The organism is Pontibacter sp. CAU 1760 (genome assembly GCF_054482735.1).
Genome location: NZ_JBTLRL010000002.1, coordinates 467646 through 489882 on the forward strand (window position 1 = coordinate 467646; position 22237 = coordinate 489882).

General features: G+C 54.8%; 14 protein-coding genes. All 14 read left to right on the forward strand.

Features of this window, described 5'->3' with window-relative positions:
- The first annotated feature begins 159 nt into the window (after positions 1–159).
- The 14 genes from ACXYMU_RS04420 to ACXYMU_RS04485 all read left to right on the forward strand — a co-directional run bounded on the left by ACXYMU_RS04420 (position 160) and on the right by ACXYMU_RS04485 (position 22235).
- Entirely contained in the window at positions 160–1128 is a 969-nt protein-coding gene (locus ACXYMU_RS04420; RefSeq protein ID WP_458985140.1) for an ROK family protein, read from the forward strand.
- A gap of 307 nt (positions 1129–1435) precedes the next feature.
- Positions 1436–2635: a DUF4861 family protein gene (locus ACXYMU_RS04425; protein WP_458985141.1), complete on the forward strand. Its 1200-nt coding sequence runs from the start codon at positions 1436–1438 to the stop codon at positions 2633–2635.
- Between the two features lie 134 nt (positions 2636–2769).
- A complete protein-coding gene (locus ACXYMU_RS04430; RefSeq protein ID WP_458985142.1) occupies positions 2770–3834 on the forward strand; it encodes a LacI family DNA-binding transcriptional regulator in 1065 nt (354 codons plus the stop codon).
- 728 nt (positions 3835–4562) lie between these two features.
- Positions 4563–5405, forward strand: a complete 843-nt coding sequence (kduI, locus tag ACXYMU_RS04435; RefSeq protein ID WP_458985143.1) for a 5-dehydro-4-deoxy-D-glucuronate isomerase — start codon at positions 4563–4565, stop codon at positions 5403–5405.
- 18 nt (positions 5406–5423) lie between these two features.
- Entirely contained in the window at positions 5424–6215 is a 792-nt protein-coding gene (locus ACXYMU_RS04440) for a gluconate 5-dehydrogenase (protein WP_458985144.1), read from the forward strand.
- A 91-nt stretch (positions 6216–6306) separates the two neighbouring features.
- Complete coding sequence (locus tag ACXYMU_RS04445) at positions 6307–6930, forward strand: RNA polymerase sigma factor (RefSeq protein WP_458985145.1); 624 nt, start codon at positions 6307–6309, stop codon at positions 6928–6930.
- Between the two features lie 147 nt (positions 6931–7077).
- Complete coding sequence (locus ACXYMU_RS04450) at positions 7078–7419, forward strand: hypothetical protein (protein ID WP_458985146.1); 342 nt, start codon at positions 7078–7080, stop codon at positions 7417–7419.
- 473 nt (positions 7420–7892) lie between these two features.
- Positions 7893–11030 (forward strand): beta-galactosidase, LacZ type, encoded by a 3138-nt coding sequence (gene lacZ, locus ACXYMU_RS04455; protein WP_458985147.1) that lies wholly within the window; start codon positions 7893–7895, stop codon positions 11028–11030.
- An 88-nt stretch (positions 11031–11118) separates the two neighbouring features.
- Positions 11119–12288 (forward strand): glycoside hydrolase family 43 protein, encoded by a 1170-nt coding sequence (locus ACXYMU_RS04460; RefSeq protein ID WP_458985148.1) that lies wholly within the window; start codon positions 11119–11121, stop codon positions 12286–12288.
- A 14-nt stretch (positions 12289–12302) separates the two neighbouring features.
- Positions 12303–13178 carry a glycoside hydrolase family 16 protein gene (locus ACXYMU_RS04465; RefSeq protein WP_458985149.1) on the forward strand — a complete coding sequence of 292 codons (876 nt, stop codon included), beginning with the start codon at positions 12303–12305 and terminating at the stop codon, positions 13176–13178.
- A gap of 195 nt (positions 13179–13373) precedes the next feature.
- On the forward strand, positions 13374–15752 hold the full coding sequence (locus tag ACXYMU_RS04470; RefSeq protein WP_458985150.1) for a beta-L-arabinofuranosidase domain-containing protein: 2379 nt from the start codon (positions 13374–13376) through the stop codon (positions 15750–15752).
- Positions 15753–16198: 446 nt separating this feature from the next.
- Positions 16199–19156, forward strand: a complete 2958-nt coding sequence (locus ACXYMU_RS04475) for a SusC/RagA family TonB-linked outer membrane protein (protein WP_458985151.1) — start codon at positions 16199–16201, stop codon at positions 19154–19156.
- Between the two features lie 25 nt (positions 19157–19181).
- The gene (locus ACXYMU_RS04480) at positions 19182–20804 is read left to right on the forward strand and encodes a RagB/SusD family nutrient uptake outer membrane protein (RefSeq protein WP_458985152.1); all 1623 of its coding nucleotides are present in this window, start codon (positions 19182–19184) and stop codon (positions 20802–20804) included.
- A 165-nt stretch (positions 20805–20969) separates the two neighbouring features.
- On the forward strand, positions 20970–22235 hold the full coding sequence (locus ACXYMU_RS04485; RefSeq protein WP_458985153.1) for a DUF2264 domain-containing protein: 1266 nt from the start codon (positions 20970–20972) through the stop codon (positions 22233–22235).
- The last annotated feature ends 2 nt before the right edge of the window (positions 22236–22237 follow it).

The window sequence follows — 22237 nt, forward strand, 5'->3', positions numbered from 1 at the left end:
TCACCAGCATAGTTTAGCCAAACTCCTCATACCGCAGCACAGCATGGTGCTGATGAAAGCCAAAAAGCCTGCAAATAACTTTTGCAGGCTTTTTGGCTTTTGGGCCTCCAACTGGTAACTTAGGCGTTTCTTAAGAATTTGCCATTCAATCAATAGTTCATGGACAATATTAAACAGGAATACGCTATAGGAGTGGATGTTGGCGGAACCAATACGAAGTTCGGTATCGTGAACCACCGTGGGGATATCAGCCATAGCGGCCGTATGTCTACCAGCGGCTACGCGACCGTAGAGGGGTTTATCGCGGACTTATATAAAGCCCTGCTTCCAGCCATCGAGGCGGTAGGAATAGAGAACATAAAGGGAGTTGGAGTGGGCGCACCCAATGCCAATTACTTTACCGGCTCCATCGAGCACGCTCCCAACCTGAACTGGAAAGGCATTGTTCCTTTTGCCAGCCTGATCAGCGAGCAGTTCGGCTTGCCTTGCTCCATCACCAACGATGCCAACGCAGCGGCAGTAGGCGAGATGATGTATGGTGCAGCCAAAGGCATGAAAGACTTCATCGTGATTACCCTTGGCACCGGCGTAGGCAGCGGCATCGTAACCAGTGGCCACCTTATTTACGGCCACGACGGCTTTGCCGGCGAGTTGGGCCATACCATCATCCGGCCGGGCGGCAGAAAGCACTGGTCTACCGGGCTGGTGGGTTCTCTGGAGGCATACGCCTCCGCAACCGGCATTGTGCTGACGGCGAAAGAGCTGCTAGCCGAAACGGATAAGCCAAGCTCACTGCGCCAGTACCCTTTGGAGGAAATTGACTCTAAAATGGTGTTTGAGTGCGCCATGCAAGGCGACGATCTGGCACAGGAAGTTTACCGCTTCACCGGGCAGATACTGGGCGAGTCGCTGGCCAACTTTGTGATGTTCTCTTCTCCGCAAGCCATCATCCTTTTTGGTGGCGTAACCAAAGCCGGCGATTTGCTGATGAACCCCGTGCGTGAGCACATGGAGAAGAACCTGCTGACTGTTTTCAAGAACAAAGTGCAGCTGACTTTCAGTGAATTGAAGGAAGCAGACGCGGCTATACTTGGGGCATCTGCGCTGGTATGGGCCATGAAGCGCTAAGTTTTTTTACAGCCTTACGATCTTGATAAGATGCTCAGACGCCTGCAACACCTGCAGGCGTTTTTGTTTACAGGTGTCGTCTGGTTTCTCATTACCGGGACCCAGTTTGTTCAAAGCCAATAAAAAAGCACGGTCGCTTGTCTAAATAAGGATGCCGCGTGCTCTATACCTAAATAAGGGATGCGCGTGCGCAAGGTGGTCTATTGTGGCTTCCGCCTTTACTGGATGAGGCCTGGTTGGCAGAAAACGGAGGAGTAAAGCGCATCAAATTACGGGCAGGCCTACCGCACTCTAAACGAAATTAGCCTTGATCAACAAAACTATGTGGATAAGTCTGGCACTTGCGGCCACTTTGCTTTTATCTTGTCAGCAAAGCGATAACAGCGCAAAAAGGATCACCGTTAAAAACAACCTCGACCTAGGCCGCACGGAGACGGTGAGCGTGCCTGCACACCAAATCAGCGACTTGCTTAAACAGTACGGTGCCGAGAACATACTGGTCCGGGATGCAGCCACGGATAGCCTGCTGGTAACGCAGCCGCTGGATAACGACGCGGACGGCACCATCGATGAGATCCTGTTTCAGGTGAAGATCGGGGCAAACGCGCAGCGCACTTTCCTGCTGGCGGGCGCCAAAGACGCTGCCAGGAAGCAACCCAAAAGCAAACGTACCACCTACTCCCGCTTTGTGCCGGAGCGCACCGACGACTATACTTGGGAAAACGACCACGTGGCCTTCCGGACCTATGGGCCGGTGGCGCAGCAGATGGTGGAGCAGGGGAAAAGCGGCGGCACCTTAACCAGTGGCATGGATGCCTGGCTGAAGCGGGTAGATTACCCGATCATCAACAAGTGGTACGAGGGGTATAAAACAGATGGCAACTTTTACCATCAGGACCGGGGCGAAGGCTACGATCCCTACCATGTGGGGATAAGCCGCGGCATTGGTGGCATCGGGGTGCTGGAGGACGATTCGTTGTACGTGTCCAGAAACTTCACGGGGTATAAGACTATCGCCGAAGGTCCCATCCGAACCGTGTTTGAGCTGACGTATGCGCCGTGGCAGGCAAATGGCCGCACCATCACCGAGAAAAAGCGCATCTCCCTGGACTTGGGCAGTAACCTGACGCGCTTCGAGGAGCACTTGCAAAGCAACAAGCCGCTGCCAAACGCTACCATCGGCATCACGCTGCATGACGAGCAGGGAGAAGTGAAGGCCAATCCGGTGCAAGGCTGGTTCCGCTATTGGGAACCCATGGACGGCGCGCACCTGGGAACCGGCGTTGTGCTGGCCCCTGCGGCAGTGCAGGACTACAAAGACCACCGCGTCGCGGCAAAAGACCAGAGCCACCTCTATGTCATCGCAAGTCCTGACAAGGGCAGGCTGGTATACTACGCCGGATTCGGATGGGACAAGAGCGGCCAGTTCGAGACCAAGGAAGCATGGGATGCCTATTTAGAGAGCTTTGCAAAGCGCTTGGCCTCGCCGCTGGAGGTGAAATTCTAGCTTAAGGTATAGCGTGGAATGTAGGCTGGGGCGATTACTCCGGGACATACATTAGCGAATGCCGATTCAGAATCGTAAAATTAACTGTAGCAAGTGCCTTAGCCGTTTTTAGGGGTATGGCAGCCATTCAGCGCATGAGCAAACAGCCTCAATACACCATTAAAGACATCGCACAGGAGCTAGGCGTGTCTGTTTCTACCGTTTCCAGGGCGCTCAACGATCACCCGCATATCAGCGAGGATACCAAAGCAAAGGTGCGCGAGTTAGTGGAGAAATATGACTACCGGCACAACGCCCTTGCTTCCAGCCTGCGCAACAGCAGCTCAAACACCATTGGCCTGATCCTCCCCAGGCTGTCGCAGCACTTCCCGTCCACGGTGGCTACGGCCATCCAGAACAAATTACACGGATATGGCTATAACCTCATGATCTGCCAGTCGAACGACTCGCCCGAGATGGAGCGGGAGTTGATCAACGCGCTATACGCCTCGCGGGTGGCGGGGCTGATCGTGTCTACGACGCTTTATACCACGGATTTCTCTCCCTTTGATATTCTGGCTAAAAGCAGGGTGCCGCTCGTGTTTTATGACCGTGTGCCAAAAGACTATCCGGCCCATAGGGTGATTGGGGATGATTATGCCGGAGGGTATGAGTCAACCCTGCATTTGCTGCAGCAGGGCTGTCGCCGTATTGCGCACATCAGCGGCCCGCTGACCTGCCGGATCTATGAGGACCGTTACAACGGTTACCTCGCCGCCCTGCAGGAGTACGACGTGCCCTTCGATGCGTCGTTGGTGTACTTCCATGAGCTTACAAAGGAGAATGCCCTGAAAACCAGTGAAGCGATACTGGCAAAAGAAGTGCTGCCCGATGCCGTCTTTGCCTGTAACGATACCACCGCGATCGCGGTGCTGGAAGTGGCCCGGAAGCGCAGTATCCGCATTCCGGATGACATGCTGCTGACCGGCTACTCTAACGACCCCCGGGCAGAAATCATTACGCCAGCGATTACTTCGGTAGAGCAGTTTCCCTATGAAGTGGGGGAGAAGGCGACGAATCTGATGATGGACCTGCTGCAACACAAAATCAAGCAGGAAGGAAGTTATGTGTCGCTTCGGACTCCTGTCCGACTCGTGAAACGCGAGTCGAGCCAGCAGGGAGTGAAGCCTGTAAAAAGCCCTGCTTCGGCGGTGCGCTAAGCGTTCGTAGGCGAGGTATGCTATCCTTTTAGCTACCCTGCTTAGCGACTCTATTCCATACCCTTACTGTAAAGGCGGCTTTATAACATCCGGTTCGCTGCTGCCTTCTTCTAAACTTATACCTGCCAAAAGTGCGCGCTATTCCCGGCGGCGCTCTGGTATGCTGGAATTCGGCACATGGAGGTATACAGAAGGCCTGACTGTATTTTGCTTACAGCCTATCGTGCTAAAGCCTTTTCCTGTCAAGTGATTGAGCAGTAATTTCTGCCGGGCAAGCGCATGGTGGCGCCTAACAGGTTCAGTACCTGCACAAAGCATTTCGTTGGCGGCGCGGCAAGATTTTCAACACCATGTCCCGCCAAGCTTGTGAGTGCGCGCTCATTTAATTCATCAGAAAAAGCCTTTAGAATTTTGGAGTCAGAAAATCATTTTATACTTTTAAAGAGTAAACGCATCAGATACAAAATGCTTTGCGCTGCATTTCAGCATCCATCTGTCGTAAACCGATAACGAAACCCACATGACCGGGAAGGAAAACCACTTGTTTCAGGCAACATCTTTTCAGCAGGCCTTTTATTTTAAGCGCTATATGCAAACGTTTGCAGGCGTTTCATTCCGGCATGCGATGCAAACGGTAGATAATTTATTTCAGAGTTGTTTCTGCAAACGTTTGCAGAAATTTTAAACATAAGAAGATCAATTCATTGGGAGAATCAAAATCAACCATCATGAACAAAGGAGAAAAGATACGCTACGCAGTTAGCGCAGGGGAAACCAAGCAAATGGACACATCTGCTCTGCGTGAGAATTTTTTGATAGAAGAGGTGTTTGTGCCCGGGCAAGTGAGCCTGACTTATACCATGTATGACCGCTACATGGCCGGCGGTGCCATGCCCGTAGGCGAGCCGCTGCCCCTGGAGACAATTGATATCCTGAAGGCTTCTTATTTCCTGGAGCGGCGAGAGATGGGCATCATCAACATTGGCGGTACCGGCACAGTGCAGGCTGGCGGCGAGCGCTTTACCCTTCAGAACAAAGAGGCGCTCTACCTCGGGCGCGGCACAAAGGAAGTGGTGTTCGTGAGCGAGGATTCCCGGAACCCTGCCAAGTTCTATCTGAACTCGGCTCCGGCGCACCACGCTTACCCTAGCAAAAAAGTGACGCGCGAGCAGGCCGAAGTGGTGCAGCTTGGGAGTCCGGAAACCTCTAACCAGCGCACGATCACTAAACTGCTGGTAGCTGGCGTGATTGAGACCTGCCAGTTGCAGATGGGCATGACCGAGCTGCAGCGCGGCAGTGTTTGGAACACCATGCCCGCCCATACCCACGACCGCCGGATGGAGGTATACCTCTACTTCGACGTGGCGGAGGGGCAGTCGGTGTGCCACTTTATGGGCCCGCCCACCGAAACCCGCCACATCTGGATGCAGAACGAGCAGGCCGTGATTTCGCCGCCCTGGTCCATCCATTCCGGTGCGGGTACCACCAACTATACCTTTATATGGGGTATGGCCGGCGAAAACCTCGATTACAGCGACATGGACGGCTGCAAAGTAACTGATTTAAGATAGGCACAGAGAAGATAGCATATGATATTACAGCAATTTGACCTGACAGGGAAAGTGGCCTGGGTAACGGGCGGCACCCACGGCTTGGGTATGGCCATGGCCAAGGCGCTGGGCCAAGCCGGTGCTACGGTGGTGGTGAACGGTAACTCCTCCCGCGAGAAACTGGAGCAGGCCCTGAAAGCCTATGAGGCCGAGGGCATCAGCGCGCACGGGTTTATGTGCGACGTGACCGACCAGCAGCAGGTAATAGCGGAGGTGAAAACCATTGAACGCGAGATCGGCCCGGTGGACATCCTGGTGAACAATGCCGGGATCATCAAGCGCACGCCGCTGGTGGAGATGGAGCTGGCCGACTGGCAGCAGGTGATCGACGTGGACCTGACCTCCCCCTTTATCGTGTCGCAGGCCGTGGTGAAGGGGATGATGGCACGGGGCCATGGCAAGATTATTAACGTGTGCTCGATGATGAGCGAGCTGGGCCGCCAGAACGTGGGCGCCTACGCAGCGGCCAAGGGCGGCCTGAAAATGCTGACCAAGAACATGGCTACGGAGTGGGCCAAATTTAACATCCAAGTAAACGGCATCGGTCCGGGATATTTTGCCACGGCCCAAACGGCACCGTTGCGCGTGGAGGGGAACGCTTTCAACGAGTTTATTCTCAACAGAACACCCGCAGGCAAATGGGGCGACCCGGACGAGTTGGGAGGCGCTACCGTGTTCCTGGCCTCCAGGGCGAGCGACTTCGTGAACGGGCAGATCCTGTATGTGGACGGGGGTATACTGGCCACTATCGGTAAGCCACATGGCGAGTAATAGAAGGCCGCAGCAAGTCCTTAAGGCAAGTTTTGTGAGTGCAGTACTGGTGTAAGCCAATGGTTTATTCAATTTTAGAGTAGGTTTTACAATGAGCGTTACTTCCCGATCAGCTAAAAGTACACAGTCCGGAGCCAGCGTGAGCAGCATGGAGCAGGAAGCTGAAAAAGCCCTGTGGTTGCGTTTTCAGGCGGGCGACCAGGATGCCTTTGGCGCTATCTATGAAATGTATGTGCAGGTGGTTTACAATTACTGCCGGAAGTTCTCCACAGACGAGTTGCTGATCGAGGACTGTATCCAAGGGTTGTTCCTGGATATGTGGAAGAACCGCGAAAGCCTGTCGTTGCCAAATTCAACCCGCTTTTACCTGTATGCCGCCGTGAAGCGGAGGCTTTGCAAGGAAGCGAATAAGCTGAAAAACCTGCAGCTGAAAGGCCAGGAGGATTTGGAGTCCGTTTTGCAGGAGACAAGCGCAAACATAGAAGACCAACTGATTTATACCCAGGCGAAAGCTGAGCAGAAGGCTGGGCTGAAGCAAGGTCTGCGCCTGCTGTCTGATAACCAGCGCAGGGCCATTCTGCTGAAGTTTTACAGGAACCTGTCGTTTCAGGAAATTTCGGAGGTGATGCACATGAGCACCGACAACATCTATAAATTGGTGAGCCGCGGGATTCTGGTGCTCCGGAAAAGCGTCCAGTATGTGCATGCCGCTTAAGTGGCTTGAAAGGCAACCACTGTACCGAACCGCATTACCTGCTGCATCAGGCTGCGCTGTTGCGTATTTTTCGGTTATTTTGTCTAAACTTCAGGCAGCAGCTCTCTGTTAAGGTATATGGAGCGTGTTTGAAACGATGGAAGCCGGATGTTTGATCAAAAATACAAAGGATATACCGCTGAGCAGTTTGCCGAGGATGAAGCGTTTTGGCTATGGGTCTTAGGAGAAGATAAAGCCTTGAATGCAGCATGGGATGACTTTCTGCGTGCACATCCGGAGCAAGCTGCATGTATGGAGGAGGCGAGGGGGTATGTATTGGAACTGAACGGCCTACAGCACACGCTGCCGGAAAGCAAAAGCCAAGCCCTATTTGATAAAATACAGCACAGCATCAGTGAGAGCGAAGTCAACCCAAACTCTCCTACGGAGAGGGCTGCTGACAGTAGTTGTAACCAAGCGACAGGCAGTGAAACCTTGGGTTGCCGATAGCGAATAAGATAGCGTTTCCCGGTTGATCGATTGCACCCGGAGGACTCTGAATTTAACGGGTAGACTCTCACGCGTGAGATGGGTATAAACCACTCGATCCGGAATTACCTTGCCGACTTGCCAGCAACAACAGGGATTTGAGGCGCAGTTCCGGAAGCTGTTCGAGCCGCACCATCTAATACTTCAAAACTTAGAGAAAACCCTTCAGGAGAGGTATAGCCTAAGCGAGAAGCTTGTGAAAGAAACGGTTGGCTAGCCGTGCAAATCATCACTTCGTCAGCACGCCTGGAGGCTGCACCGCGTGTTTTGGAGCTTACAAGACCGGCAATTACAGATTAGCCCTTCTGAATAGAAGACACTCTCCCCCTTTCTTGTGAGGAAGGAGGAGAGAATTTGATATGAATCCAGGTTCGCAGCTGCGATATGGATCTTACTATTAACCATTTTCCCCACTAATCAACCACAAATTTCGCATGCGAAGCATTATTTTTATCTTGTGCATACTCTGGGCTCATGTGCTGGTGGCCCAGCAGCGTACGGTCAATGAATGGGAAAACCCTTCCGTGCTGGACTTCAACAAGGAAGCACCGCACGCCGCCTTCATGCTGTATGGCAACGCACAGGATGCACGAAAAAATGACTCCAGCCAATCGAAGTTCCAGCAATCGCTGAACGGCCTCTGGAAGTTCTCGCTGGTGAAGACGCCGGCGGCCCGGCCTACCGACTTTTACCGTGAAAACCTGGACGACAGCAAGTGGAAAACCATTCCGGTGCCCGCTAACTGGGAGCTGGAAGGTTTCGACACGCCGATTTATACCAATGTGGCTTATCCGTTTCCGGCCAACCCACCTTATATAGACAGCAGCTACAACCCGGTCGGCACTTACCGCCGCACCTTCTCCGTGCCCTCCGACTGGAAAGGGCAGGAGGTGCTGCTGCACTTTGGCTCCATCTCGGGGTATGCGCAGGTATATGTGAACGGCCAGAAAGCAGGCATGACCAAGGCCTCCAAGACACCGGCTGAGTTCAACATCACCAAATTCCTGAAGCCAACCGGCGAGAACCAGCTGGCCGTGCAGGTATTCCGCTGGCACGACGGCAGCTACCTCGAGGACCAGGATTTCTGGCGATTGAGCGGCATTGAGCGCGACGTGTTTCTGCAAGCCCTGCCCAAGCTGACGGTATGGGACTACTTCCTGAAAGGCGACTTAGACACCAACTACAGGCATGGCCTGTTCAGCGCCGCCGTGGACCTGCGCAAGTTTGAGGGCAGCCCGACCGATAAGGCAGCCGTGCGCGTGGAGCTGTTCGACAGCAAAAACAGGAAAGTGTTTGCGCAGGAGAAAGCCGCGACGGCAGGAACAACCGAATTTAGCGGAACCATCAACAACGTGCAGCGCTGGAGCGGCGAGGAGCCGAACCTGTATGACTGCGTGATCACGCTGAAAGACACAAAAGGCAACGTGATAGCGGTAACCGGCAGCAAGGTAGGCTTCCGGAAGGTAGAGATCAGGGAGGCACAGCTGCATGTAAACGGCGTGCCGATTCTGGTAAAAGGTGTTAACCGCCACGAGCACGACGGTGTGAAAGGCCACGTGATCAGCCGGGAGTCGATGCTGGAGGATATCCGGCTGATGAAACTGAACAACATTAACGCCGTACGCGCCAGCCACTACCCGAACGATCCGCTCTGGTACAGGCTCTGCGACGAGTATGGCATATACCTGGTAGACGAAGCCAACATCGAAACACACGGTATGGGAGCCGAGTGGCAGAGCTGGTTCGACAAGGGCAAGCACCCGGCTTACCTGCCTGCCTGGGCACCGGCCCATATGGACCGCATCCAGCGCATGGTAGCGCGCGACAAGAATCATGCGTCGGTGATCATTTGGAGCATGGGAAATGAGAGCGGCAACGGGCCAGTGTTTCATGATGCCTACAAGTGGATTAAAGCGAACGATACCACGCGCCCAGTGCAGTTTGAGCAGGCCGGCGAGGATTGGAACACAGACATCGTTGCCCCGATGTATCCTTCCATCCGCCACATGAAAGAGTATGCGGCCTCAGACAAAAAGCGCCCGTTCATCATGTGCGAGTATGCACACGCAATGGGAAACAGCAGCGGCAATTTCCAGGAGTATTGGGACATTATCCGAAGCTCTCCCAAAATGCAGGGCGGCTTTATCTGGGATTGGGTAGACCAGGGCCTCAAAGCCAGGGACGATAACGGCCAAGAATTTTGGGCCTATGGTGGTGACCTGGGTGGCTTCCATTTGCAAAACGACGAGAACTTTAACGCCAATGGCCTGGTGGACGCTGACCGACAGGCGCACCCAGGGCTATACGAGGTGAAAAAGGTATACCAGAACATCCTGTTCAGCGCCAAAGACCTGGATAAAGGTGTCATTTCAGTGAAAAACGACTTTGACTTTACGAACCTGGAGCACTATACCTTCAAGTGGCAGCTCTTTAAAAACGGGGAGTTGGAGAAAGAAGGAACCTTCGACGTGAAGGCCGGACCGCACGAGGTGAAGGACGTGAAGCTAAGACTGCCTAAAACCAATGCCGAGGCTGGGGAAGAGTATTTCCTGAATGTATACGCCTACACTAAAAATGCTTCTGCACTGGTGCCTGCAGGGCATGAGGTGGCCCGCGAACAGTTTGGCATCGGCAATAGCCAGTACTTTGCCAACGCCTCAGCCAAAGGGAAGGAAAACCTGAACATTACGAGAGAAGGCGATAAGCTGAAATTTACCGCTGGCAAAGTGGCCGGTGAGTTTGATCTGAAAGAAGGTCGCCTGAGCCGGTATGGCAACGGAAACCAGGGCGCCAGGATCATTGCCAAATACCCCGAACCATACTTCTGGCGTGCCCCCACCGACAACGACTTCGGTAACAACATGCCCGTGAAATCGGGGGTATGGCGCACAGCACACGTTAACCGGCAGGTAAAAAACGTGCAGGTGGGCGAGCAGCAGGCAGACGGGCTGAAGATAAAGGTGACCTACGAACTGACTGACATCCACGTGCCCTATACCGTGGAGTACCTGGTGCAAAACGACGGAGCAGTGCAAATAACCGCCGCCATCGATATGGAAGGCAGGGAATTGCCGGAGCTGCCCCGCTTCGGGATGCGCATGGAACTGCCCGGCCAGTATGATAGCCTGAGCTATTACGGCCGCGGCCCTTGGGAGAACTACAGCGACCGAAACACGGCCACCTTTGTGGGCAAGTATGCGGATGCGGTGAAAAACCAGTTCACGGCCAATTACATCCGTCCGCAGGAGAACGGTTACCATACCGATGTACGCTGGCTGAAGCTGACCAATAAGGACGGGCAGGGTTTGCTGGTAGAAGGCTTACAGCCGATCGGCTTTAGCGCCCTGCATTACAGCGCCGAGCAGATGGACCCCGGCCTGACCAAAAAGCAGCAGCACCCAACCGATATCCGGCCTGCCAACACCGTGTTCCTGCACATCGACCTGAAGCAGCGCGGCCTGGGCGGCGACAACAGCTGGGGTATGCTGCCACACGATGCCTACCGGCTACTGGACAAGAAATACAGCTATACCTATAAAATCAAGCCGGTTGGTAGCCGGAACAATCTGTAAGAAAGCCAGCCCATGGAGGTGCATGTTGCTGCCCACATGGGCTGGGTCTTTTAACCTATACCTGAAACGAAACATCATACCCTACAGCATGAAGCACCTATGGATTGGCCTTGTGATATTGCTTGCTGTATCGGGGCAGGCATTTGCGCAAAAGGGCAAGGGCAACACCTCTTTCAAGCCCGGTGCGATCTGGCCTGATACAGACGGGACCCATATCAATGCCCATGGCGGGGGTATACTGCCTTATAAAGGCACCTATTATTGGTTTGGCGAGCACAAAGTGGCGGGCAAAATGGGCAACAGGGCCATGGTAGGCATTAGCTGCTACTCGTCTAAAGACCTCTATAACTGGCGCAACGAGGGCGTGGCCCTGGCAGTGGCCCCCGAAAACAGCGGCTCTGAGATTGAGAAAGGCGCTGTACTGGAGCGGCCAAAAGTGATCTACAACCAGAAGACCGGCATGTTTGTGATGTGGTTTCACCTGGAGTTGAAAGGCCAGGGGTATGCCGCTGCCCGCACTGCCGTAGCGGTTGCTGATAAAATAACCGGCCCTTACACGTACCTGAAGAGCCTGCGCCCGCACGCCGGGGTATGGCCGCAGAACGCCACCGAAGCACATAAGTCAAATCCCATTGCGGTGTCCGACAATGACCCGGCATGGGAACAGAAAGTGGCATCGGGAGCATTCCTGCAGCGCGACTTTGCGGGTGGGCAAATGGCACGGGATATGGCACTGTTTGTAGACGATGACGGCACGGCATACCATATTGCGGCCTCCGAGGAAAACCGCACCCTGCACATCAGCAAGCTGACTGAGGATTACCTGGATTTCACAGACGAGTATGTGCGGGTGTTTCCGGGAGGCAGAAACGAAGCCCCCGCTATCATCAAGAAAGACGGGAAATACTACATGATCAGCTCAGGCCTGACCGGTTGGGCCCCTAACCCCGCCCGCTCGGCGGTGAGCGACCACATGCTGGGAGGCTGGAAAGAACTGGGCAACCCCGTACTCGGGACCGAAGACGAGCGAAAGACCACTTTCTGGTCGCAGAGCACGTTTATACTGCCTTGGGCCGGACAGAAGGACACCTACATTTTCATGGCCGACCGTTGGCGGCCTGAGAACCCGATTGATGGGCGATACATCTGGCTGCCGCTGGAGTTTGAGGATGGAAAGCCGGTGCTGAGGTGGCAGGATGAGTGGAAGCTCCCCACGGGCCGCCAGACAAAGCACAAGGCAGGCAGGTCATCTCACTAAATTAGGCTGGGCACATGCATTTAACGAACCGCATCCTTTTCTTATTTGCCCTGGCCGGGTTTTTCGCTTGTAGCCCAAAGCGATTAGCTTATAGGCCGAGTGTGGGCGCTCCGGTTGCCAAGGCAGGGTATGAACTGGTGTGGCACGATGAGTTTAACACAAACGGACGGCCCGACAGCGCTAACTGGCAGTATGAGCATGGCTTTGTGCGCAACAATGAATTGCAGTGGTACCAACAGGACAATGCCCATACCCAGGGCGGTGTGCTGGTGATCGAGGGGAGGAGGGAGCAGGTGAGAAACCACCGCTATGAACGCGATAGCGAAGACTGGCGCAGGAGCCGCGCGTTTGCCGACTATACCTCGGCCAGCATCAATACCCGGGGCAGTCAACAGTTCCGGTACGGCCTAATCGAGGTGCGTGCCCGGATAGACACCACGCTGGGCATGTGGCCCGCCATCTGGACACTGGGCGTTTCGGAGCGCTGGCCCGCCAACGGAGAAGTAGACATCATGGAGTATTACCGGGTGAATGAAAAAGGCACAATCCTGGCCAATGCGGCTTGGGCAAACGAGCGGATGAACGCGGTTTGGGACGACGCGAAAATCCCGATCACTTACTTCACCGACAAAGACCCGGACTGGCCCCGAAAATTCCATACATGGAAAATGGACTGGACCGAAAACTATATCCGGCTATACCTGGATGAGGAACTGCTAAATGAGATTGACCTCACAAAAACCCACAACGCCGATGGGTATAACCCCTTCCGGCAGCCGCATTACCTTCTGCTGAACCTGGCCATCGGGTCTAACGGCGGCGATCCTTCGGAAACCAGCTTCCCGAGAAGGTACGAAGTGGATTACGTTCGGGTGTTCCAGAAGAAGTAAGCCTGCGCAGGCAGGAATAAAAAAGAGTATAACTGTTTCATCCTATACGAAATGAGAAGCCTGACATATTGTTGGGCTTTTCTTTTATTTTGTGTAAATTATACACTTAATTGATGGCGCAAGCTCTAAATAGGAGTTTCAACGCTCTGTCAGCTTAGGTTTTGCTCTGATGTTTATACCTGTTTATCCATGAAAATGCCTTCCTTATTCTGTAAGACCCTGCGCCTGCTGCTTGTTTGCGGGCTGTTGCCTGCTTTGGGTTTTGCACAGCACCAAACTTCCCTGGAACCCTTCCCGCTTTCGTCGGTGCAGCTGCTGGAGAGCCCTTTCCGGCAGGCGCAGCAAACGGACATGCAGTACATCCTGGCCCTGGAGCCGGACCGGCTGCTGGCGCCCTACCTGCAGGAGGCTGGGCTAAAGCCAAAGGCCAAAAGCTACGGAAACTGGGAAAACACGGGGCTGGACGGGCACATTGGCGGGCACTACCTCACGGCGCTCTCGCTGATGTATGCGTCTACAGGCAACCCGGAGTTGTTGCAACGGCTCGGCTACATGGTGGACCAACTGGAGAAATGCCAGCAGGAAAACGGCAACGGCTACATCGGCGGCGTGCCGGGTGGCGAGGCCATGTGGCAGGAAATTGCCAACGGAAACTTGAAGGCGGAGAGCTTCTCGCTCAACGACAAATGGGTGCCCTGGTATAACATCCATAAGCTATATGCCGGTTTGCGCGACGCGTACCTGATTGCCGGTAACGAAAAGGCCAAAGACATGCTCGTGAAGCTGTCGGACTGGAGCATCCGGCTGACCCAGAACCTGACGGATGCGCAAATGCAGGACATGCTGCGCAGCGAGCACGGCGGCATGAACGAGGTGTTTGCCGACGTGGCCGCCATCACCGGTGACAAAAAGTACCTGGAGCTGGCGCGCCGCTTCTCGCACCGCGCGGTGCTGGACCCGCTGCTGGCCGGGAAAGATGTACTAAATGGCATGCACGCCAACACCCAGATCCCGAAAGTGATCGGCTACAAGCGGGTGGCCGAGGTGGCCGGAGACAGGGATTGGGCAGACGCGGCTGATTTTTTCTGGGGCACGGTGGTGAACAACCGCACCGTGTCTATTGGAGGTAACAGCGTGCGGGAGCATTTCCACCCGGCAAATAACTTCTCCTCGATGGTAGAGTCGAAGGAGGGACCGGAGACATGCAACACCTACAACATGCTCAAACTCTCGAAGCAGTTATACCTGTCCAGCGCCTCCACCGCTTATATGGACTATTACGAGCGCGGCCTCTACAACCATATCCTGTCTTCGCAGCACCCCACGCGGGGCGGCTTTGTGTACTTTACGCCCATGCGGCCCCGCCATTACCGGGTATACTCGCAGCCAGACGAAGGCTTCTGGTGCTGCGTGGGCTCGGGCCTGGAAAACCACGGCAAGTATGGCGAACTGATCTATGCCCATCAGGACAAAAACCTCTTCGTGAACCTGTTTATCCCGTCCACCCTGAACTGGGAGGCGCGTGGCCTGAAAGTGACGCAGCAAACGAAATTCCCTTTCGAGGAAACTACCCAACTGACCCTGGACCTGAAGAAAGCGCAAAAATTCGCCCTTTCCATCCGTCGCCCTGCCTGGGTGAAACCGGGGGGGATGGAAGTGCGCGTGAATAACAAGCCCGTACAGCTGAAAGACGATGCCGCGGCCTACGCAACGGTAGAGCGCAAGTGGCGCAGAGGAGATGTGGTAACAGTGTCGCTGCCGATGGAAACAAAGGCCGAGTACCTGCATGATGAGTCGGATTGGGTGTCGTTTGTGCACGGGCCGATTGTGCTTGCTGCCTCCACCGACACGACTGACCTGCAAGGGCTGGTAGCCGATGGGAGCCGCATGGGGCACATCGCCAACGGGCCTTTATACCCCGTGGAGGAAGCGCCGGTGCTGGTAACATCCAGTCGAAACCTGGCCACAGCCCTGAAGCCGGTAGCAGGCAAGCCGCTTACATTTACGGCTTCCAGCCTCATCGCATCTGACAAGTATAAGCATGTGGAGCTGGTGCCTTTCTTCCAGGTGCATGATGCCCGCTATATGGTCTACTGGCCTGTGGCTAGCCCCGAGGAACAAAAGGCCCGCAAGGAGGGCTTGCATGAGAAAGAGGCCGCCAGAATGGCCCTTGAAACGGAAACCGTGGACCAGGTGGCGCCCGGCGAGCAGCAGCCGGAGTCGGACCATAACTACAAAGGCGACAGAACCGAGTCGGGAGTGCACCGCGACCGCCACTGGCGGCATGCCAGCGGCTGGTTTAGCTACGACCTGAAAAATCCGAAGCAGGAAGCACGCAAACTGCGCATCACCTACTTCGGCCTCGATAAAGACCGCACCTTCGACATCCTGGTAAACGGCACGCTGCTGAAAACCGTGACCCTGGACGGCTCGCATGGGGACCGGTTTTTTGAAGAGGAGTATACCCTGCCGCAAAATATAGTGGCCAAGGCCTCCAAAACGTTGCAGGTAAAGTTTGTCGCGCACAAAGGTTCAGTGGCAGGCGGTATTTACGAGGTACGCTTGATGAAGTAACATACAGGTTTATACCTTTTTGAAGGAGGCTGTCCCGGTGTTGGGTCAGCCTTTTTTGCTTTTAGCCAGGCCTGCTAAAGCAGTATGGTAACCAGATTCCGGTCACGTAGGGGATAAGTTCAGCATTTGCTTCCCTTTAATGGTGGATTGCACTCCTGCTGTCTGCAGGAAATTCTTCAGACTTAAGTAACTGATTGCTTATTTGTTGCTGAGGAAATGCGCTGCCAACGAAGCAGTAGAAGCCATTTCGAGTCACTTAGAAATTAAACGAAATAATTTGTCTAAAAACTGCGGGAGGCACCTCTCTAAAATTATAAGTGTAAAATCAACATGAAATGCACATGGCGAATGTGAAAGGCACGCTGCAAAGGAGTAGCGCTTCAAGCCACGAATGCACCATGTCAGCACTGCAGAAAAGCAATTATCAACCTAATTCTTATTAGTTTATGCAATACAATTTACCAAAGGAGTTGCGGTATCTTTTGATACTCCCGCTATTGTTTCTCACTGTTGCCGGGGCCATTGCCCAGGGGCTGACTGTGCAGGGGAAAGTGACCGATGCGACTGGCGCTGGCCTGCCAGGCGTGACAGTGCTGCTAAAGGGAACCAACGTAGCTGCCCCTACTGGAAGTAACGGTAACTATACCATCAACCTCCCATCAGGCAACGGCACCCTGATCTTCTCCTACATCGGGTTTATGACACAGGAGGTGCCGGTAAACAACCGGACGAACATTGATGTGCGGCTCGGCACCGATGCCAAAGCACTGGAAGAAGTGGTGGTAGTGGGGTACGGCACGCAGAAGCGCTCCGACATTACCGGCTCCGTAGCATCTGTGCCGAAGGAAAGGCTTTCCAACCTGCCGGTAACAGACTTAACACAGGCCATACAGGGCACCACGGCCGGTCTGAACATCTCGCAGGGTTCCTCTGTGCCGGGCAGTTCCGGCAGTATGAGTATACGGGGCGTGAACTCGATCAGTGCCAACAACTCTCCCTTTATTGTGGTGGACGGAACGCCGTTCTTTGGCCAGATAAACGACATCAACGCAAATGACATCGAGTCGATCGAGATCTTGAAAGACGCTTCGGCGGTAGCTATCTACGGTACACGCGGCTCGAACGGTGTGATCCTGATCACCACCAAAAGAGGTAAGTCTGGCAAGCCGCGCATCAATTACAGTGGCTATTACGGTGTGGAGAACCTGGCCAATAAGTTTGAGCCGAGCTCGCCGGAGCGCTATGTGCAGAAGTACAAAGACTACCTGGTGGCTCAGGGGTTAACCCAGACGCAGGTGCTGCCGAACACTTTTGAGGTGGATAACTACAATGCAGGCAACACGGTGGATTGGCTGGATGAGGCCACCCAAGCCGGGAAAATCACGGAGCACAACCTAAGCATTGCGGGCGGGACAGATAACCTGCAGTATTACGTGACCGGAGGCTACCTGAACCAGACAGGCGTGGTAAAAGGCTATGAGTTTCAGCGGGCCAGTATCCGTTCTAACCTGGATGCTACCCTGACAGACTATCTGAAGGTAGGTACTTCCCTTTACTTTGCTGACCATAACTCCGACGGTGGTCGCGTGAACCTGTTGTATGCCACTGCCCTGAGTCCTTACGGCCAGTTGTACAACGAGACAGGCGGCTACGAGATTTTCCCGATGTACCCTGAGTTGCTGTTTGAAAGCCCTATGCTGGGTTTAACCACCGACAGGCTGGACAGACGCAAATACATCACGGGCTCGGGGTATGCCGAACTGACGCCAGGGTTTGTGAAAGGGCTGAAGTACCGGTTGAATACGTCTTATACCTATGAGATCGGGAAGCAGGCAGGCTACACCGGCCGGTTAGCTAACGACCGGGTTGGCTCAGCTTACATCAACAATCAGGAAACCAACAACTGGGTGGTGGAGAACATCCTGACGTATGACAGGGATTTTGGCAAGCACCACGTGGGCCTTACCGGGCTGTACAGCGCGCAGGGCACCGAGTACCTTACTTCCGGGGCAAACGCCAATACCTTCATAAACGACCAGCTATCCTACTTCAACCTGGGGGCAGGCGAGAACAGAACCTCGTCTTCTTACAGCGACAGAACCAACCTGCTGTCTCAGATGGCGCGTGTCAACTACTCTTACAACAGCCGTTATTTACTGACGCTGACTGCCCGAAGAGACGGTTATTCCGCTTTTGGCGCAAACACAGACAAATACGGGGTCTTCCCGTCATTGGCGCTGGGCTGGAACATTGCCAACGAGGCGTTTATGCAGAACAACGACTTCGTGAACCAGCTGAAGCTAAGGGTCTCTTATGGCCAGTCGGGTAATCAGGCTATTGGCGTAAACCAGACGGCCACCCTGTACAACACGGTACGCTTTCCGTTTGGCGGTGCCAGCACCATCGGTGTGTTAGCCAGCAGGCTCGGCAACGCCGACCTGAACTGGGAGACGACCACCTCCGGCAACGTCGGTGTGGATTTCGGCTTCTTCGGCAACAGGGTCAACGGTACGCTGGAAGTCTATAACTCGCATACAAACGACTTGCTGCTGAGCAGGCAGATCCCGAACGTAACGGGCTACTCCAGTGTGTTCTACAACCTGGGCGAAGTGAAGAACCAAGGCGTTGAAATGACGCTGAACACGGTAAATGTAACGGCTGGCAAGTTTAGCTGGGAGTCTAACATCAACTTCTCCCGAAACAAGAACGAGATCGTGGAGCTTTACGGCGACGGGCAGGATGACATCGGAAACCGCTGGTTCATCGGCAAGTCGCTGGGCGCAGTGTATTCCTATAACTGGTTAGGCGTGTGGCAGGAGGGTGATGATATTCCGGATGGCCTGAATGCGCAACCCGGCGACCTGAAATTTGAGGATGTGAACGGCGACGGCAAAATTACCGGCGATGACAGGGTATACCTGGGTTCTACCTTGCCAAAGTGGTACGGCGGCCTTACCAACACATTCAACTACGGCAACTTCCACCTGAGTGTGTTCCTGCAGACTTCGCAGGGATCGCTGAAGGGCAACCCGGACATCTTCTACGGCGATGAGGCCGGCAGAAGAAACCTCCCAGCCGAAGTAGGTTACTGGACACCGGAGAACAGAAGCACCGAGTACCCATCGCTTGCCTACCGAAACCCGCATGGCTACAACTTCGCCCGCGACAACAGCTATGTCAGAATCAAGGACGTACGCCTGAGCTATACCGTGCCACAGACCCTCCTCGACAAGTATGGCATCGGTGGCTTAACGATCTACACGGCTGGCAGAAACCTCCACACCTTTACCGACTGGGTAGGCTGGGATCCGGAAAGCAGCCAGTCCTCACGAGGGTCAGGAGACTGGAGAAACAACTACCCGCTCGTGCGATCTGTTTCTCTCGGCCTGAACCTTACCCTTTAACCGTCACGCTAAAATCTCGAACAAAATGAAAAGATATATAAAGATATTTGCTTTCGCCTGCCTCGGGTTGCAAACCTTCACCGCCTGCGACAAAGACTTGCTGGATGAGGAAGTGCTCAGTAGTTACTCTCCGACAACTTTAAGGGACTTACCGGGTTTGGAGGCATCGCTCGTAGGGCTTTACAACCACAACAGTACGTTTTACTCCGTGAGCTGGGCGCAGGGCTGGCCAGCCGTTTGGCAGGTAGGTACCGATGTGGTATGGCCGATACAGCCGCAGGGCATTGAGGTGCCTTATTTCAACTACAATACCCTGACGTCGCTGGACGGAGCCGCCGACCATACCTGGAACTGGTCTTATACCATGATCAACAACGCGAACGTGATCATCAAGAATGTGGAGAGCGCTGACTTGGTTGGGGTATCGGAAGCAGACAAAAACAGAATCAATGCAGAGGCGCGCTTTTTCAGGGGGCTTGCCTACAACACCCTGGCTACCGCCTTCGGCGGGGTGCCCCTGGTAAAGGAGCCGCTTACGGCCCCTAAAACGGATTTTGTGCGGGCACCGCTGGAAGAGGTAAACAGCCTGATCTTGACGGACCTGCAGTTTGCAGCCGAGCAGCTGCGCGACATACAGGACATCCCTTCCGCACAACAGGCGCGCGCTAACAAGTACATGGCCAGGCAGTTGCTGGCAGAGGTATACCTGCGAGTGGGCCAACCCGCGAAAGCCGAGGAGCAGACAAGCGCCATCATCAACAGCGGAGCCTTCAGTCTGGTTACCAAGCGCTACGGTGTGGCGGCCAGCCAGCCCGGCGATCCTTTCTCCGACATGTTTAAGTATGGCAACCAGCGCAGAAGGCAGGGCAACACCGAGGCCATCTGGGTGATGGAGGCTGAGAACCCCCGTAACGTGCCAGGCGGTATGACCGACAACCCGCAGCAGCGCCGCGTGTGGCAGGCCTCCTACCACAGCAGGGCGGGTATGATCCCGGCAGACTCACTGGGAGGCAGGGGAATTGCCCGAATCAGGCTGAGCAACTGGGTGCTGTACGGCCTCTACCCGGAAGGCGACATGCGCAACTCCGAGCACAACATCAACCGCAAGCTGTACTACAACGACCCTGCCCCGAAGTACAGCGCGATCTACAAAACCCGGGTGCCTTACGAAGGGCCGGACACGCTGTTCATCATCGCGCCTTACACCATGAAGTGGGGGCAGTTTGACCCGCAGGATGTGTTTGGCTACGGCATGTGGAAAGACTTTATCCTGATGCGCCTGGGCGAGACGTACCTGCTGCAGGCAGAGGCGCAGTTCAAGCAAGGCAAGCTGGCTGAGGCGGCCGAGTCCATCAATGCCCTAAGGCGCAGGGCCAACGCGCCGCTCGTAACAGCTGCCGACATCACGCTGGACTTTATCCTGGATGAACGGGCACGGGAGCTGATCGGGGAGGAGAACCGCCGTTTCACGCTGATGCGCACAGGTACCCTGGTAGAAAGAGCCACCAGGCTGAACACCAGCATACCAGGCTTGCCGGAAAACAGGCAAATCACCGGCCTGACGGAAACGCACCTGCTCATGCCGATTCCGCAGAATGAGATTGACCTGAACAAGGATGCTAAACTGGAGCAGAACCCAGGTTATTAATCCTGATGCGGTGACTTTTAAAATACTTATATAAATAGCTGAAAGACAGTGGTCAAAGCAAGTGTTCGCTTTGGCCACTGTCTTTTGTTTTGCAAAAGAACATAGTCAAATGAATAGATACAGGCGCGTGAGCAGCGCTTGCCAACCCACCATACCACAACTTGTATGACGACAACAACAACCCGCTACACCACCACAGGATTTTTACTCATCACACTGCTCTTACTGCAGGTTATGCTGCCCCAGCAGGCTTTTGCACAGAGGAAGAAGCAAACGAAAAAAACAGACCGGGAGGTATGGCTGCAGTACATGGACAAGGTGGCGCGACCTGTGCTGGCCAACCTGGCGGCAAACCAGCTGAAGGAGAGAATGCCGGTGGCCCTGTCAGACCGGATCGATAACAAGGCCTCGCGGACACAGGTGGCTTATTTGGAGGCATTTGGCCGCGTGATGAGCGGCATCGGGCCGTGGCTGAACCTGGAAGGCGGCTCGAAGGAAGAGGTAGCGTTGCGCAACCAGTACCGGCAGTGGACCCTGCAAGCGGTAGCCAATGCCGTGAACCCCAATGCCGAAGACTTCTTGCGCTGGGACGGCGGCCAGCCGCTGGTAGATGCCTCCTTTCTGGCTCTGGGCCTGATCAAAGCGCCCTGGGTATGGCAGCACCTCGATAAGCAGGTGCAGGAGCAGGTGGTCTCGGCATTCTTAACCACGCGCAACACCGTGCCGGTATACAGCAACTGGATTCTGTTTTCGGGTATGATCGAGGCGTTCTTCGCCAACTACGGCTTGGACTATGACCCGGTGCGGGTGGAGTTCGGCATCCGGGAGTTTTCGGAGCACTGGTATGCAGGCGACGGCATGTACGCAGACGGAAACAACTTTGCGCTGGACTATTACAACAGCTATGTCATCCAGCCTTACCTGGCCGTGATACTGGATGTGGCGGGCAGGCAGAATAACCGCTACAAGGGCTACGACCCGACGTTTGATAAGATCAGCAAGCGCTATGCCGAGATCCAGGAAAGACTGATCAACACCGACGGTTCCTTCCCGGTGATTGGCCGCTCTATTGCCTATCGGGGCGGCGCCTTCCACCACCTGGCGGACATGGCTGCCCGCAAGCAGTTGCCGGAGTCGCTGTTTCCAGGGCAGGTGCGCAGCGCCCTCACCGCCGTCAACCGGAAAACGCTGGATGCGCCCTCGGCCTTCACCAAAGACGGTTGGCTGAACATCGGCCTGTACGGCTACCAGCCCGACGCGGCCGATTTTTATATCACCACGGGCAGCTTATACCTGTGCGCCACCATTTTCCTGCCGCTTGGCCTGCCCGAGTCAGATCCGTTCTGGGCCTCGCCACCGGCCCCCTGGACGGCCGTGAAGGCCTGGACCGGACAGGATTTCCCGGCAGACCATGCCCTGCACCTGCGCTAAGC

Bases quoted from the DNA above. Each gene is read 5' to 3' on its own strand.
- ACXYMU_RS04420 (WP_458985140.1), top strand. From the start codon at position 160: ATGGACAATATTAAACAGGAATACGCTATAGGAGTGGATGTTGGCGGA.
- ACXYMU_RS04430 (WP_458985142.1), top strand. From the start codon at position 2,770: ATGAGCAAACAGCCTCAATACACCATTAAAGACATCGCACAGGAGCTA.
- kduI (WP_458985143.1), top strand. From the start codon at position 4,563: ATGAACAAAGGAGAAAAGATACGCTACGCAGTTAGCGCAGGGGAAACC.
- ACXYMU_RS04440 (WP_458985144.1), top strand. From the start codon at position 5,424: ATGATATTACAGCAATTTGACCTGACAGGGAAAGTGGCCTGGGTAACG.
- ACXYMU_RS04445 (WP_458985145.1), top strand. From the start codon at position 6,307: ATGAGCGTTACTTCCCGATCAGCTAAAAGTACACAGTCCGGAGCCAGC.
- ACXYMU_RS04450 (WP_458985146.1), top strand. From the start codon at position 7,078: ATGTTTGATCAAAAATACAAAGGATATACCGCTGAGCAGTTTGCCGAG.
- lacZ (WP_458985147.1), top strand. From the start codon at position 7,893: ATGCGAAGCATTATTTTTATCTTGTGCATACTCTGGGCTCATGTGCTG.
- ACXYMU_RS04460 (WP_458985148.1), top strand. From the start codon at position 11,119: ATGAAGCACCTATGGATTGGCCTTGTGATATTGCTTGCTGTATCGGGG.
- ACXYMU_RS04465 (WP_458985149.1), top strand. From the start codon at position 12,303: ATGCATTTAACGAACCGCATCCTTTTCTTATTTGCCCTGGCCGGGTTT.
- ACXYMU_RS04470 (WP_458985150.1), top strand. From the start codon at position 13,374: ATGCCTTCCTTATTCTGTAAGACCCTGCGCCTGCTGCTTGTTTGCGGG.
- ACXYMU_RS04475 (WP_458985151.1), top strand. From the start codon at position 16,199: ATGCAATACAATTTACCAAAGGAGTTGCGGTATCTTTTGATACTCCCG.
- ACXYMU_RS04480 (WP_458985152.1), top strand. From the start codon at position 19,182: ATGAAAAGATATATAAAGATATTTGCTTTCGCCTGCCTCGGGTTGCAA.
- ACXYMU_RS04485 (WP_458985153.1), top strand. From the start codon at position 20,970: ATGACGACAACAACAACCCGCTACACCACCACAGGATTTTTACTCATC.